Source organism: Desulfarculaceae bacterium, assembly GCA_020444545.1.
In the GTDB taxonomy this organism is placed as follows: domain Bacteria; phylum Desulfobacterota; class Desulfarculia; order Desulfarculales; family Desulfarculaceae; genus Desulfoferula.
The window spans coordinates 407101-420234 of sequence record JAHLKT010000003.1; the positions used below are offsets into that span (position 1 = coordinate 407101).

Below are 13134 nucleotides of genomic sequence, written 5' to 3' on the forward strand. Positions count from 1 at the left end.
TTATCCGGGCCGGTCCCGGCCCTTAGGCGGCCTGGGAGGGCGCGCCCATTATGAGTTCCTTGCGGCCGTCGCGGCTGTCCAGGATGTAGAGCAGCTCGCCGCCGGTGGACAGCTCCTTGCGCAGGGCCTCCAGGCGGCCCCGGTCCACCGAGCTCATACGGATGTAGACCTGGCGAAGTCCCTCGGCCACGCGGTCGCTGGTGGAGAGGATGCTCACCATGCGGCCGCCGTAGGAGCGAATGACGTCGCCCACCCGCTTGATGGAGCCGGCTTCGTCGGGCAGGTTGAAGGCGAAGAGGATGCCGCCCTTGGTCACGCCGGTGAGGAGCACCAGGGCCCTAAAGATGTCGGACTGGGTGAGCATGGCCAGCACCTTGCCGCCTTCCATCACCGGCAGGCCCGAGATCTTCTTCTCCAGCATGATGGTGGACGCCTCCTCGATGGTGTCCTCGGGGGTCACGGTCACCGGGTCGGGAGTCATCACATCCTTTACCGAAATGCGGCTGAGCAGATAGGCCAGCTCGTGCACCTCCAAGGTGGTGGCGTCCGAGGCCCAGGCCTGCTTGATGTCGCGGTCGGTGAGGATGCCCACCAGGCGTCCCTTCTTGTCGATCACCGGCAAGCGGCGGATGCCGTGTTGCATCATCAGTTTGTTGGCCTGGGGCAGGGACTCGGAGGGGTCCACGCTCACCAGGCGGGTGCTCATCCAGTTGGCGACCAACATGGGTTTTCTCCTTGAGTAGCCGGCTAGTTGCCGCCGGCCTCGGGTTCGCTTAGCAAAAGCTCCAGGCGCCCCTCGTCCTGGCGCAGGGTCCATTCGCGGCCCATCAGGTTTTCGGCCCCGGTTTGGCGTACGCGGCGCTGGGCCCAGGGGGCCAGACCGCGCAGGCTGACCGCGCTGAGACTGGCCGCCTGGTTACGCAGCACCACCAGCACCGCGCTAAGGGCCAGGTTGTCAAAGGCCGCGGCCCGTCCGAAATCCAGCTCCAAGCAGCTGGTGCGAGAGCATCGGCTCACCTCGCGGGTGAGCTGCTCCACCAGGTCCATGGCCTCCACCTGCCCGGCCACCACCAGCCTGAGGCGGCCTCCGCCTTTGGCCACTTCCAAGGTATGGCGGCCGCGGGGGCGGCGGGCCGCCGTTTGGCGCGGCGTGGCGGCCAGGGGCAGCAGAGAGCGCACTTGGCTTTTCAGGCCCATGGAAACTTCCATCTTCCCTTCCCCCTTCCCCTTAGGGAATGATCCACACCGCCAAGCCGCGCGAGGCGCCCAGCACCTTGGCGGTCACCCGCCCCAGGCTGAACTGGCTGTTGTCGCTCAGGCCCTTGCGGCCCATGACGATGGTCTTGAAGCCGCCCCGGCGGGCGGCCTCCACGATGGCCGCCGCCCGGCTGGGGGCGCCCTCGATAATCTCCTGGTGCACCTCGCGGGAGTTGAAGCCCGCCGCGGTGAGCAGGCGCAGGCCCTTGGAGAGCACGCGCTGGGCCGCCTCCCGGCTGCTCCCTTGCTTGGGGAAAACCAGGTGCTGCTCGCGCAGGATGTGCATGAGGGTGATCTGCAAGGGCTGCCCGCCGCACAGGGACGAGAGATAGTCCACCGCCCGGAGCGAGTTGGACGAGCCGTCCAGGGCCACCAGCACCCGGGGCGGCTTGGCGTCCTTGCCCACCACCCACAGGGGAGCGCCCACCAGGTTGCCGGCCAGCTTGAGGGCCACACTGCCCAGGAGGATGCCCCGCACCGCGCCCACTCCCCGGCGGCCGATGATCACGGTATGGTAGCCGCCGGCCGCTTCGGCCATCACGTCGCCGGCCACCCCGCTCTTGCGCGGCTGCACCTTGGCCGAGATCATGTCGGCGGCGTGTCCCTCCTTGCGGAAGGCGGCGAGCACCTTGTCCATGGAGGCGTTCAGCTCCACCTCGCGCTCCAGGGCCCAGGCCTTCACGCCCTTGAGCCGGAAGGCATAGGCCGGATCGTTGTGCAGGTCCCAATAGGACCGGGGCATCACGTCCAGCACGCTGAATGCCACCAGGCGAACCGCGCCGGGCCGCAGGGTGCGGGCCGCGTATCGCGCCGTGGCCAGGGCCCGCTTGGAGCCGTCCACCGCCACCAGGACCTTGGGAATCGCTTGCGACATCTTGTCACCCCCTGTTCGGGCTCTCGCCGGGAACCGGCCGCCGCGCCTTGGTTCCTGATTGCCACCATAGGAAAACCCGGCAAGGAAATAAATGAGGGCAAGGCCTCAAACGAGGGGGGGTGCTTGACCCAAAGCAGTTAGGGGATTGGCCGGGCCTGCAAACACTCTGGAGGGGCGGAGCGCCAAAAAAAGCGGGGCCCGGCTCGCACCGGACCCCGATGGGGTGATTTGGCTAAGGGTTCAGGATCGCCTTAGAAGACAAAGCGGAACTGCACGCCCCGCAGCCCCTCGTTGCCCATGCCGTTGCCGGTCACGGGGCTGTCGCCGTGGTGGCCCTGGTGGGCCATGAAGCCGCCGAACCTGAGCATGAGGGTCAGGCTGGCGCGAGGTTTTTGGGGAAGGGGCGGTCAGTCCGCGAAGTTGAAGCAGGCCAGGGGCTTCTCGGCGATGGCCAGGAGGCACTGGTTGCAGTCAATGCAGCGGGCGGCCGCATCCCCCGCGTCGCCCAACAGCCTTTGAGGCAGGTCCGGCTCGCTGACCAGGGGGCGGCACAGGCCGGCCAGGTCCGAGCCCGAGGCCAGCACGCCCTCCATGGCCGCGCGGGTGCGCAGTCCCCCGGTGATGGCCAAAGGCACCCCGCCCACCGCCGCGCGGAAGGCGGCCAGGGCGGGCAGGAAGTAAGCCTCCGCCTCGCCCACCTGGCGCTTCAAGCGCGCCCGCAGCTTGATCTGGTCCTTTATGCCGCCGCTTATCTCGATGAGCCCGGCCCCGCCTTGGGCCAACTCGCCCGCCAACCAGGCGTAGTCCTCCTGCCCCGCGCCCTCGGGCAGGAAATCGTCGCAGTTCATCTTCCAGAACACCGGAAAGTCCTCCCCGGCCGCGCGGCGTATCTCCGCCAGCACCAGCAAGGGGAAGCGGCCCCGGTTCTCGCGGCTGCCGCCCCAGGCGTCGGTGCGCTTATTGATGGCCGGGGTGAAGAACTGGCTCACCAGATAGCCGTGGGCCCCGTGCACCGCCGCGGCGTCGAAACCGGCCGCGCGCACCCGGGCGGCGGCGCGTCCGAACTCGCGGGCCAGCTCTCGGATCTCGTCCTCGGCGATGCGGTTCAAATCGAAGCCATGCTCCAGGCTGCCGTAGGAATAGCCCGCCGCGGCCGAGCCCGCATGGTGCAGCTGCACCGCGCAAAGGGCGCCGGTGCCCTGGGCGTGGATGGCCTCGGCCACCGATGCCAGGCCGGGGATCTGGGCGTCGTCCCAGGCCCCCATCTGGCCGGCCCAGGCCCGGCCCGCCCGGCTAACCGCCGTGGCCCCGGTGATGATGGTGCCCACCCCTCCCCGCGCCAATTCGGCGTAGAGCAAGGCGAGGGCCTCCCCCGCCATACCGTCGGGGGAGGCCATGTTTTCCATGGTGGCCGAGCGCAGCAGCCGGTTGGGAGCGACCGGGCCGCCCAGAGCTAGGGGTTGCCCCAGAGGGCCGGGGTCGGCGGTCGCATTCATGCTCAGCTCCAGTGCTTTTCAATGAACCCGGTGTCCATGTCGCCTTCCTGGAAAGCGGGATGCTCCAGGATGCGCAAGTTGGCCGGGATGCTGGTTTTCACGCCCTGGATCTGGAAGTCCTTGAGCGCCTGTATCAAACGGCGGATGGCCGCCGGGCGGTTCTGGTCCCAGGCCACCACCTTGGCCAGCATGGGGTCGTAGTAAGGCGGCACCACGCAGCCGTCGGCCAGGGCGTGGTCCACCCGGAGGTTCTCGCTCAGCTCGGGCAAGACCACCTTCTCGATGGTGCCCGGGCTGGGGAAGAAGGTGTCCGGGTCCTCGGCATACACCCGCGCCTCGATGGCGTGACCCTTGAAGGAGATGTCCTCCTGGCTCAGGCCCAGGGCCTCGCCCGAGGCGATCTCCAGCTGGCAACGCACGATGTCCACCCCGGTGAGGTACTCGCTCACCGGATGCTCCACCTGGAGCCGCGCGTTCACTTCCATGAAGTAGTATTCGCCGCCCGCCGCCCGCAGGCCCTCCAGGGTGCCCGCGCCCACGTAACCCATCTTCTTGACGATGGCCACCGCGCTGGCGAACATCTTTTCGCGGTCCGTTGGCGTGATCACCGGGGAAAGCGCCTCCTCGATGATCTTCTGGTGGCGGCGCTGGATGGAGCACTCGCGCTCGCCCAGGCACACCACCCGGCCCGCCTGGTCGGCGATGAACTGCACCTCGATGTGCCTCGGTTGGGCCACCACCGTCTCGATGTAGCAGTCCGGGGAGCCGAAGGCCATGGCCCCGATGGAGCAGGCCCGCTTGAACACCTCGGCCGCCTGGCCGGGCTCGGAGACCATCTCGATGCCCTTGCCGCCGCCGCCCTTGTCCAGCTTGAGGAACAGGGGGTAGCCGTGTTCCTCGCCAAAGGCCACCACCTCCTCGGGCCCTTGCACCGGCTCCAGGGTGCCGGGGGTGACCGCGGCGCCCACCTCCACCGCCAGCTGGCGGGTGTAGCACTTGGAGCTGATGGCCTTGAGCACCTCGGGGGGGGGGCCCACCCAGGTGAGCCCGGCGTCGACCACCGCCTGGGCAAAGGCCCCGCGCTCGGAGAGGAAGCCGTAGCCCGGATGCACCGAGTCGGCCCCGCTCTTCTTGGCCGCCTCGATCACCGCCTCGATGTTCAGATAGCTCTGGGCCGGGTTGGCCGGTCCGATGAGCACCGCCTCGTCGGCGGCCTGAGTGAAGGGCGCGCCCGTGTCGGCCTCGGAGTGCACCGCCACGGTGGCGATGCCCATCTCCTTGGCCGTGCGGATAATGCGGGGCACGATCTCGCCCCGGTTGGCTATGAGTAGTTTTTTGATCATGAGGCGCCTACTCCGGCACCTCCAGCATGACCATGGGATCGCCCACCTGCATCTCGTCCCATTCCTTGGAGATGACCTGGCTCACCTTGCCCGCGAACTCGCTTTTCACCGAGATCTCGGTCTTCATGCAGTTGATCACGGCCACTTCCTGGCCCTCGGCTACCTCGTCGCCCACGTTGACGACCACCCGGGCGCACAGGCCGGGCATGATGGCGTTGACGCTTTTTTCCATGTTCGTATCCTCTCTCTGTCTCGCTCTAGGCGAGGGAAGCTTCGCTAAGGAGTTTCTTCTGGGCGGCCCGCTCGGCTATGGCCTCGTCCTGGCTGGAAAGTTGGAACTGGATGTAGTCCCGGCCCGGCGCGCCCTGGCCCACCTTCCACAGGTCGGCGTTGATCACGTTGAGGGCGCACATGTAGCCGCCCAGGGTGGGGCCGTCGGCCACCAGCAGGATGGGGGTGTTGCCGCAGATGTTCAGCGCCCCGCGAATGGCGTAGGCGTGGTCGATGATGTTGCTGGGGTGGCTGCCGCCCACGCCGCCGTCGGTCCGCGCGAAGAACTCGGCGGGCAGCTCCTCCAGGCGGTAGGCCGAGCGGTTGGAGGTGTGCTGGATCTTGGAGACCCGGCTGAACAGCAGCTCCATGCCCTGTTCGGTGGCGTAGTCCGGGCTGGTGTTGGGCCCGGGAATGGCCCGGAGCACCCATTGGTTGGTCAGCTCGGGCACCACGCCCTCGGCCAGCTTGCGCCCGGCCAGGGCGTTCAGGTCGGCCGAAGGCGCGCCGAAGACCACCTCGTCGCCCGGAGTGAGGGGGCGGCCGTCGAAGCCGCCGTAGGCCCCGAAGATGCAGGTGGACTTGCTGCCCAGATAGGCGGGCACGTCCACGCCGCCGGCCACCGCCACATAGCAGCGGAAGCCCACCGGCCCGATGTGCAACACCTTGAACTTGTCGCCCGCGCCCACCTTGATCGACTCGTACATGGGCACGGCCTGCCCGTTGATGGTGGGCTGCATGTCCGTGCCGGTGATGGCGATGACGTGGTCGTCAGTGAACTCGGCCTCGAAGAAGCCGCCGGTGATCTCCAGGCCCGCCTCGCCGGAGGGGTTGCCCACCAGCACGTTGGCCAGGCCCAGGGAAACGTTGTCAAAGGCCCCGGAGGCGCTCATGCCCTTGCCCAGATAGCCCAGGCGTCCCGGCCAGTCCTCCACCAGAGTCTCGATGCCGCCGTTGATTATTTTCAGCATTAGCCTTGCTCCTTCTACAGCCTGGGGGCCTTCTTGGTGCCTTCGGCCTGCTTGGCCTTCAGCTCGGCCGCGCCCTTTTGCACCTCCTCGGAGTTGAACCACTCCAGGTACTCCTTGGCCTTGATCTCACCTTCGTCGATCTCGTAGGTGTAGTCGGTCTTGTCGTGCACGTGGCCGTAGATCTCCACCACCTCCTTCTCGCTCACCTCGTGGAAGCGCACCCGGTCGGCGTTGCGGTACAGGAAGGGGCCGTCGGCGAACATGGGGTGCTTGCAAGAGAACTGGAACACCGGGATGGTGCGGCCGAAGAGCTGGTAGCCGCCGCCGGTGGGGGTGGTGTAGGTGAACACGCAGGGGCCGCCGATGCCCACCGCGCCCTCGGGGGTCCAGGTGCGCGGGGGGTTGTACTTGGGCACCACGATGGCGTAGCGCGGGTCCATGGGCCACAGGAAGGCGCCGCCCGGCCAGAAGCCGCCGCCGCTATCGAACCAGTCGGTCTTGAGCACCGCCTGCTTGCACTCGTCAACCGTGAGCCCGTTGCACATGGCCATGTATTCCAGGTTGTAGCCGTCGGCGCAGTTGGGCGCGTCGGGGCGCACCTCCTTCAGGTACCGGGCCACCGACTTTTTGGTCTCGGAGTCCTCAAAGGCGATGGGCAGGTGGATCAGGCGGGAAGGCAGCACCACCTCGTCGATGCTGGGCAGGGAGTCCTCGGCCTCCTTGACCACGTCGATGAGCGCCTCCACCCCGATCTGCTCGGGGTCGAAGTGCAGCAGGTTGGTGCGGATGCCGGGCACCGTCTCGATGAGGCCCTTGACCTCCTTGCCCATGATGATGTCGTTCACCGCCAACATGCGGAAGGAGTCCTGCAACAGGGCCCGCTGCTCGCGGCCGTACTCCACCTGCAGGAAGCCGTCCCCCGCCTGGCGGAAGAGCACCTCCAGGCGCGACGGCGTTTCCGCCATGGTGTCCAGGATGACGTTGAATTTGCCTTGGCTCATAGATTCGCCCCCTTTCGGGTTGCTTGTTGCCGCTCAGCCCGCGCTGATGGCGGCCAATCCCTTGTCCATTATGTCCAGACCCTCTTCCAGCTGCTCCTCGCTGATGACCAGGGGCATGAGGGTCCTGATTACGTTGCCGTACTTGCCGCAGGCCAGGAGGATCAGCCCGTGCTCCTGGCACCAGGCGGTCAGCTTCTTGGTCTGCTCGGTGGCCGGGGCCTTGCTCTGGCGGTCGCTCACCAGCTCCATGGCCATCATGGCCCCCAGGCCGCGCACGTCGCCGATGATGGGGTAGCGCTCGGCCATTTCGGTGAAACGCTGGCGCACCCTCTCGCCGATGGCCCGGGCCTTGGCCGCCAGGTCCACCTCCTCGATGAAGTCCAAGACCGCCAGGGCCGCGGCGCAGGCCACGGGGTTGCCCCCGTAGGTGCCGCCCAGGCCGCCCACGTGGGAGGCCTCCATGATCTCGGCCCGGCCCACCGCGCCCGCCAGGGGCAGCCCGGCGGCGAGGGACTTGGCCACGGTGGTGATGTCCGGCTCCACCCCGTACTGCTCCATGGCGAAGGTGGTGCCCGTGCGGCACATCCCGGTCTGCACCTCGTCGGCCACGAAGAGTATGCCGTTGTTGGCGCAGATGTCGGCGATGATCTTGAAGTACTCCGGCGGGGGCGCCACGAAGCCGCCCTCGCCCAAGACCGGCTCCAGCACCACCGCCGCGGTCTGCTCGGCGGCCACGTGCTCGATGAAGAAGTCCTCCAGGGCATGGGCGCAGGCCACCCCGCAACCCGGATAGGTCAGGTTGTAGGGGCAGCGGTAGCAGTAGGCATAGGGCATGCGGTAGACCTCGGGCGCGTAGGGCCCGTAGCCGAACTTGTAGGGCTTGACCTTGCTGGTCATGGTCATGGTCAGCAGGGTCCGGCCGTGGAAGGCGCCCTCGGCCACGATGATGGCCGGACGCTTGGTGTAGTAGCGCGCCGCCTTTACCGCGTTCTCCACCGCCTCGGCCCCGCTGTTGACCAGCACCGTCTTCTTGGCGAAATCGCCCGGGGTCAGGCGGTTCAGGCGGCGGGCCAGCTCCACGTAGGGCTCGTACATCACGATGTGGAAGCAGGTGTGCATGTAGTTGGCCGCCTGCTGTTGCACCGCGGCCACCACCTTGTCGTTGCAGTGGCCCACGTTGACCACGCCGATGCCGCCCACGAAGTCCACGTAGCGCTTGCCCTCGACGTCCCACACCTCGGCGCCCTTGGCCTTGCCGGTGAAAAACGGCGTGGCGTTGAAGGGCCCTTGGGGCACTTCCCGGCACCGTAGCTCGCCCAGGGCGGCGTTTTGCTGAATATTGCTCACGAGAATCCTCCCGCCTCTAGAGCTGGGGCGCGACCAGGGTGCAGCCCGCCCCTTCCAGGGCCCGGCGCAGGGTGGTGATGATCACGTCGGCCCCCTCGGTGTCGCCGTGCACGCACACCGAGCTGCCGGTAATGGAGATCTCGCTGCCGTCGGTGGCGATGACCTTGCCCTCGGTTACCATGCGCACCACGCGGGCCGCGCCCTGCTCCGGGTCCACCGCGTCGTGGGAGCGGGTGATCACCAGGTTGCCCTGGGCGTCGTAGCTCAGGTCGGAGTAGAGCTCGTACACCGTGCGCAAGCCCATCTCTTGGGCCGCCTCGGCGAAGACCCCCACCTTCATTATGTAAAGGTACAACTCCGGGTCCAGGTCCTTGGCCGCCGAGCAGATGGCCCGGGCCACCTCGGGGTCCTTGTGGGCCATGCCGTAGAGGCTGCCGTGGGGTTTCACATGGTGCAGGCGGGTGCCGGCGGCCTCGCAGAAGGCCTTGAGCGCGCCGGCCTGGTACATGGTGTTGTCGTAGATCTCGTCCGGGGTCAGCTTCATCTCGCGCCGGCCGAAGCCTTGCAGGTCCGGCAGGCCTGGATGGGCCCCCACCGCCACGCCGCGCTCCGCGGCCAGGGCCACGGTCTGGCGCATCACCGAGGGATCGCCGGCGTGGAAGCCGCAGGCCACGTTGGCGCTGGTTATGTACTGCATGAACGCGGCGTCGTCGCCGAGCTTGTACATGCCGAAGGATTCACCCATGTCGGCATTGAGGTCGATGTTCATAACTACTCTCCTACTCCCTCTATCCGTTTAACGGCCCTTCATGGAGAGCCGGAACTGGTCCATGACCACCGCGAAGATGAGCAGGCAGCCCATCACCACCATCTGCAAGTAGGAGCTGATGTTCATCAGGTCCATGCCGTTGCGGATGAGCACGATGAGTATGGCTCCAAAGATGGCCCCGATGAGGCTGCCCTCCCCGCCGCGCAGGCTCACCCCTCCGATGACCGCCGCGGCTATGGATTCCAGGGGCAGGTTGGCCCCCAGGTTGGGCTCGCCCGAGGCCACCCGCGCGGTGAGCATGATGCCCGCGATGCCGGTGAGCACCCCGCAGAGCACGTAGGCCAGGGCGGTGTATTTGCGCACCGCGATGCCCGACAGGCGGGCCGCCTCGCGGTTGCCGCCCAGGGCATAAAAATACCGGCCCACCCGGGTGCGCGAAAGCAAAAGCCAGATCATGGCGATGATTATCACCGCCACCACCACCGGCACCGGGAAGCCCCAGATGGTCCCGTGACCCAGAGTTTCATTGAGCTGCTCGGGCAGATTGAAGATGGGCACGCCGCTACTAACCAACAGGGCCAGGCCGTGGGCCACCGAGAGCATGCCCAAGGTGACCACGAAGGGCGAGACCCTAAACACCGCGATGGTGATGCCGTTGGCCAGGCCCACCAGGGTGGCCACCCCGATGCCCACCAGGATGCCCACGATGATGGCCGTGGTGGGGTCGACGATGGAGACCATGACCATGGAGGACACGATGGAGGTCAGGGCCACCGAGGAGCCCACCGAGAGGTCGAAGCCCGCGCAGAGGATGGTGAGCATCTGGGCCGCGGTCACGATGGCCAGGTAGGTCGTCTGCCGCCCCACGTTGAGCAGGTTGGACAGAGACAAAAAGCGGTGCTCGGCCAGGCCGAACAGGATGACCAGGGCCACCAAGAGGAATGGCAGGACCCCGACTTTGATGAATAGTCGCTTTAGCCAGTTCAAGGTTTATCCCTCGATTGTGGGTGCGCCGACCGGGGCCGCCCCGCTGGGGGGCGCGGACCGCCTCGAATCGCCGTTGCACAGGTTGGTGAAGTCGTAGCCGAAGCAGGCGCTGAGCACGTCCTCTTCGGTGGCCTGGTGGCCGGGCACCTGCTTGGCCACCCCCCCGGCGTGCATTACCAGGATGTTGTGGCTCAGATGCAGTACCTCGGGCAGCTCAGAGGAGATGAAGATCACCGCCGCGCCCTTTTCCGCCTGCTCCTTGAGGAACAGGTAGACCTCGCGCTTGGCCCCCACGTCGATGCCGCAGGAGGCCTCGTCGAAGATGAAGACCTTGATCTCGCGGGTCAGGCCCCGGGAGAGCATCACCTTCTGCTGGTTGCCGCCGCTCAAATTGACGATGGATTGGTGGATGCGGGCCGGGCGCACGTTCATTTTTTCCACCAGGGCCCGCACCAAGCCTTCTTCGCGCTTCAGGTCGATGAAGCCCCTTTTCTCTAGCATGGGCACCGCGGCCAGGGTCTGGTTCTCGCGCACGTTGCGGCAGAGCACCAGGCCCTCCTTGTGGCGGTCGGCCGGGAAGTAGAGCACCCCCTGCTTGAGGCTCTTGCGCGGGGTGGGCTCCTCCACGGCGTAGCCTTCCAGGATGATGCGGCCGCCGGTGATCTGCTCCAGGCCGTAGAGGGCCCGGCCCACCCGGCTCTTGCCCGCGCCCACCAGACCCGCGATGCCCAGAATCTCACCGGCGCGCACCGAAAAGCTGATGTCGTGCAGGCCGCTGGAGGTGGTCAGGCCGTCCACCTCCAAGACCACCGGGCCCAGCTCATGCTCGATGACCGGGAAGATTTCTTCGAAGTCGCGCCCGGTCATCAGGGAGATGAGCTTCTGCTCGTCGGCCTCGGCCATGTCCAGGGTGGCCACGTTCATGCCGTCGCGGAGAACGCTGATGCGGTCGCCCACCTTCTTCAGTTCATCGATGCGGTGGGAGATGTAGATCACCCCCACCCCCTCGCCGGTGAGGCGTCTGATGATCTCAAAAAGGCGAGCCACCTCCTTGTCGCTGAGCGAGGCGGTGGGCTCGTCCAGAATGAGCACCGACATCTTTTCCTGGAAGGCCTTGGTGATCTCCACCATCTGGCGCTCGGCCCGGGTGAGCTGGCCCACGTTGGCCAGGGGGTCCAGGTCGAAGCCCAGGTCCTCCAGGGACTCGCGGGCCTTGGCCAACATGCCCGCATTGTCCAACATGCCGCGCTTGGTCATCTCGCGGCCCAAGAAGAGATTCTCCAGCACCGTGAGCTGGGGCACCAGGGAGAACTCCTGATACACCGCCGAAACGCCCAGACGGCGGGCGTCGGTGGGGGTTTTCAGGTCCACCTTTTTGCCGCGCAGGAATATCTCGCCCTGATCCGGGATGTAGGAGCCGGCCAGGATCTTGGTGAGGGTGGACTTGCCCGCGCCGTTCTCGCCGAACAGCACGTGCACCTCTCCGGCTCTGAGGTCGAAGGACACCTCGTCCAGGGCCTTGACCCCGGGGAAGGTCATGGTGACGCCGGTGGCCGCGAGCAGTGTGTCGGACATGGGTGCTCTTTTCCAACCATGCCCGGCGGACGCCCGAAGGCGCCCGCCGCGCACGGCGTGGTTTAGGGTTCAGCTAGGCTTACTTCTTGGGCTCCACCCTGAACTCGGGCCGGAAGGAACGGGGCCCGAAGAGCGTGTCATAGGGGTAGTCCGCCATGTTGGCCTTGGTGATGGTGGGGATGATGGGACCGGCGCGGAAGGGGAAGTCCTTGCCGGGCTTCTCGCCGTTCAAGATGCGCACCATCACGTCCACGGCCATCTGGCCCTGGGTCACGGTTAGGTCCGAGGGAGCCGCCGCCACCAGGCCCTTGCCGATCTTGTCGTACAGGGGCGGGATGATGTAGGTGGACACGATCTTGACGTCCTTGCGCTTCATCTCGGCCACCGGGCCCACGGCCGCGTCGGCCGCCACGGCGTTACCCACCAGGTAGTCGATCTTGGGGAAGGTCTGCAGGGCGTTCTCGATCAGCTTGAGCTGCACGGCCTTGCCGGTGTCGCCCCACTTGACCGCCAGGATGTTGACCTTGCCGGGGAACTTCTTGATGGCTTCCTTGAAGCCGTCCAGGGTGTCCGGGGCCCAGCCGCTGCCCGCGGGACCGGGCAGGAAGACCACGTTGACTTCCTTCTTGCCCTTGGCGTCGCCCACCACGAACTCGCCGGCGTGCACGCCCATGTCATAGAAGGACACCATGGCCTTGGCGGTGATGGCCGGAGCCTGGATGTCGTTGATTACCTCCACCACCGGGATGCCCTTCTTCACGATCTCCTTCACCACCGGGTCCAGGCCGGTGTAGGAGATGGAGCCCAGGATGATGCCGTCCACGCCCTGCTGGGACAGGTTCTCCATCTGGCTAACCTGCTTGGCCAGCTCGGTGTAGCCGCCGGCCGCCACCAGCTTGATGCCCACGCCCAGGCGCTTGGCCTCGCTGATGATGCCGTAGTCCACCGCCAGCCAGTAGGGGTCTTTCAGGTGAGGGAAGGACACGCCGATGGTGTAGGGCTTGTTGGCCCGCTTGGGGGGATACCAGGCCTCGACCTTGGGGCCGGTCAGGCTGCCCGAGGGGCGGCCGGCCTTTTTCATCTTGACGTCGTACTTGCCGTAGTAGGCGTTCACCTTGACCGGCCACCACTGCTTGTACTTGTCGGCCGCCAGGGCGGTGATGCCGCTCATGAGCAGCATGGCCGCGGCCAGCACAGCCACCATTGTCTTGGGTCCCAGGTTCATCTTCTTGAGCATTTCCTTC

At 66.8% G+C, this 13134-nt stretch carries 13 protein-coding genes; all 13 read right to left on the reverse strand.

The features are described from left to right. Positions 1–22: 22 nt before the first annotated feature. Positions 23–724 carry a CBS and ACT domain-containing protein gene (locus KQH53_10350; protein ID MCB2227066.1) on the reverse strand — a complete coding sequence of 234 codons (702 nt, stop codon included), beginning with the start codon at positions 722–724 and terminating at the stop codon, positions 23–25. 23 nt (positions 725–747) lie between these two features. After that, on the reverse strand, positions 748–1209 hold the full coding sequence (locus KQH53_10355; protein MCB2227067.1) for a hypothetical protein: 462 nt from the start codon (positions 1207–1209) through the stop codon (positions 748–750). Positions 1210–1228: 19 nt separating this feature from the next. After that, positions 1229–2131, reverse strand: a complete 903-nt coding sequence (locus KQH53_10360; GenBank protein ID MCB2227068.1) for a universal stress protein — start codon at positions 2129–2131, stop codon at positions 1229–1231. A gap of 407 nt (positions 2132–2538) precedes the next feature. Continuing rightward, entirely contained in the window at positions 2539–3627 is a 1089-nt protein-coding gene (locus KQH53_10365; protein MCB2227069.1) for an NADH:flavin oxidoreductase, read from the reverse strand. Between the two features lie 2 nt (positions 3628–3629). Beyond that, a complete protein-coding gene (locus KQH53_10370) occupies positions 3630–4970 on the reverse strand; it encodes an ATP-grasp domain-containing protein (protein ID MCB2227070.1) in 1341 nt (446 codons plus the stop codon). A gap of 7 nt (positions 4971–4977) precedes the next feature. Next, positions 4978–5202, reverse strand: coding sequence for a hypothetical protein (locus tag KQH53_10375; protein ID MCB2227071.1), 225 nt, complete (start codon positions 5200–5202; stop codon positions 4978–4980). A gap of 25 nt (positions 5203–5227) precedes the next feature. Continuing rightward, positions 5228–6211 carry a biotin-dependent carboxyltransferase family protein gene (locus KQH53_10380; protein ID MCB2227072.1) on the reverse strand — a complete coding sequence of 328 codons (984 nt, stop codon included), beginning with the start codon at positions 6209–6211 and terminating at the stop codon, positions 5228–5230. A 14-nt stretch (positions 6212–6225) separates the two neighbouring features. Further along, positions 6226–7212 (reverse strand): carboxyltransferase domain-containing protein, encoded by a 987-nt coding sequence (locus KQH53_10385; GenBank protein ID MCB2227073.1) that lies wholly within the window; start codon positions 7210–7212, stop codon positions 6226–6228. 33 nt (positions 7213–7245) lie between these two features. Next, complete coding sequence (gene gabT / locus KQH53_10390) at positions 7246–8559, reverse strand: 4-aminobutyrate--2-oxoglutarate transaminase (protein MCB2227074.1); 1314 nt, start codon at positions 8557–8559, stop codon at positions 7246–7248. Positions 8560–8575: 16 nt separating this feature from the next. Beyond that, positions 8576–9328: a LamB/YcsF family protein gene (locus KQH53_10395; GenBank protein MCB2227075.1), complete on the reverse strand. Its 753-nt coding sequence runs from the start codon at positions 9326–9328 to the stop codon at positions 8576–8578. 27 nt (positions 9329–9355) lie between these two features. After that, positions 9356–10315, reverse strand: coding sequence for an ABC transporter permease (locus KQH53_10400; protein MCB2227076.1), 960 nt, complete (start codon positions 10313–10315; stop codon positions 9356–9358). Positions 10316–10318: 3 nt separating this feature from the next. After that, a complete protein-coding gene (locus tag KQH53_10405; GenBank protein MCB2227077.1) occupies positions 10319–11890 on the reverse strand; it encodes a sugar ABC transporter ATP-binding protein in 1572 nt (523 codons plus the stop codon). A gap of 79 nt (positions 11891–11969) precedes the next feature. Then, positions 11970–13127 carry a TMAO reductase system periplasmic protein TorT gene (gene torT, locus KQH53_10410; protein ID MCB2227078.1) on the reverse strand — a complete coding sequence of 386 codons (1158 nt, stop codon included), beginning with the start codon at positions 13125–13127 and terminating at the stop codon, positions 11970–11972. Between the last annotated feature and the right edge of the window lie 7 nt (positions 13128–13134).

Coding starts and splice junctions, on each gene's coding strand:
- KQH53_10350 (MCB2227066.1), bottom strand. CDS start 724: ATGTTGGTCGCCAACTGGATGAGCACCCGCCTGGTGAGCGTGGACCCC.
- KQH53_10355 (MCB2227067.1), bottom strand. CDS start 1,209: ATGGAAGTTTCCATGGGCCTGAAAAGCCAAGTGCGCTCTCTGCTGCCC.
- KQH53_10360 (MCB2227068.1), bottom strand. CDS start 2,131: ATGTCGCAAGCGATTCCCAAGGTCCTGGTGGCGGTGGACGGCTCCAAG.
- KQH53_10365 (MCB2227069.1), bottom strand. CDS start 3,627: ATGAATGCGACCGCCGACCCCGGCCCTCTGGGGCAACCCCTAGCTCTG.
- KQH53_10370 (MCB2227070.1), bottom strand. CDS start 4,970: ATGATCAAAAAACTACTCATAGCCAACCGGGGCGAGATCGTGCCCCGC.
- KQH53_10375 (MCB2227071.1), bottom strand. CDS start 5,202: ATGGAAAAAAGCGTCAACGCCATCATGCCCGGCCTGTGCGCCCGGGTG.
- KQH53_10380 (MCB2227072.1), bottom strand. CDS start 6,211: ATGCTGAAAATAATCAACGGCGGCATCGAGACTCTGGTGGAGGACTGG.
- KQH53_10385 (MCB2227073.1), bottom strand. CDS start 7,212: ATGAGCCAAGGCAAATTCAACGTCATCCTGGACACCATGGCGGAAACG.
- KQH53_10395 (MCB2227075.1), bottom strand. CDS start 9,328: ATGAACATCGACCTCAATGCCGACATGGGTGAATCCTTCGGCATGTAC.
- KQH53_10405 (MCB2227077.1), bottom strand. CDS start 11,890: ATGTCCGACACACTGCTCGCGGCCACCGGCGTCACCATGACCTTCCCC.
- torT (MCB2227078.1), bottom strand. CDS start 13,127: ATGCTCAAGAAGATGAACCTGGGACCCAAGACAATGGTGGCTGTGCTG.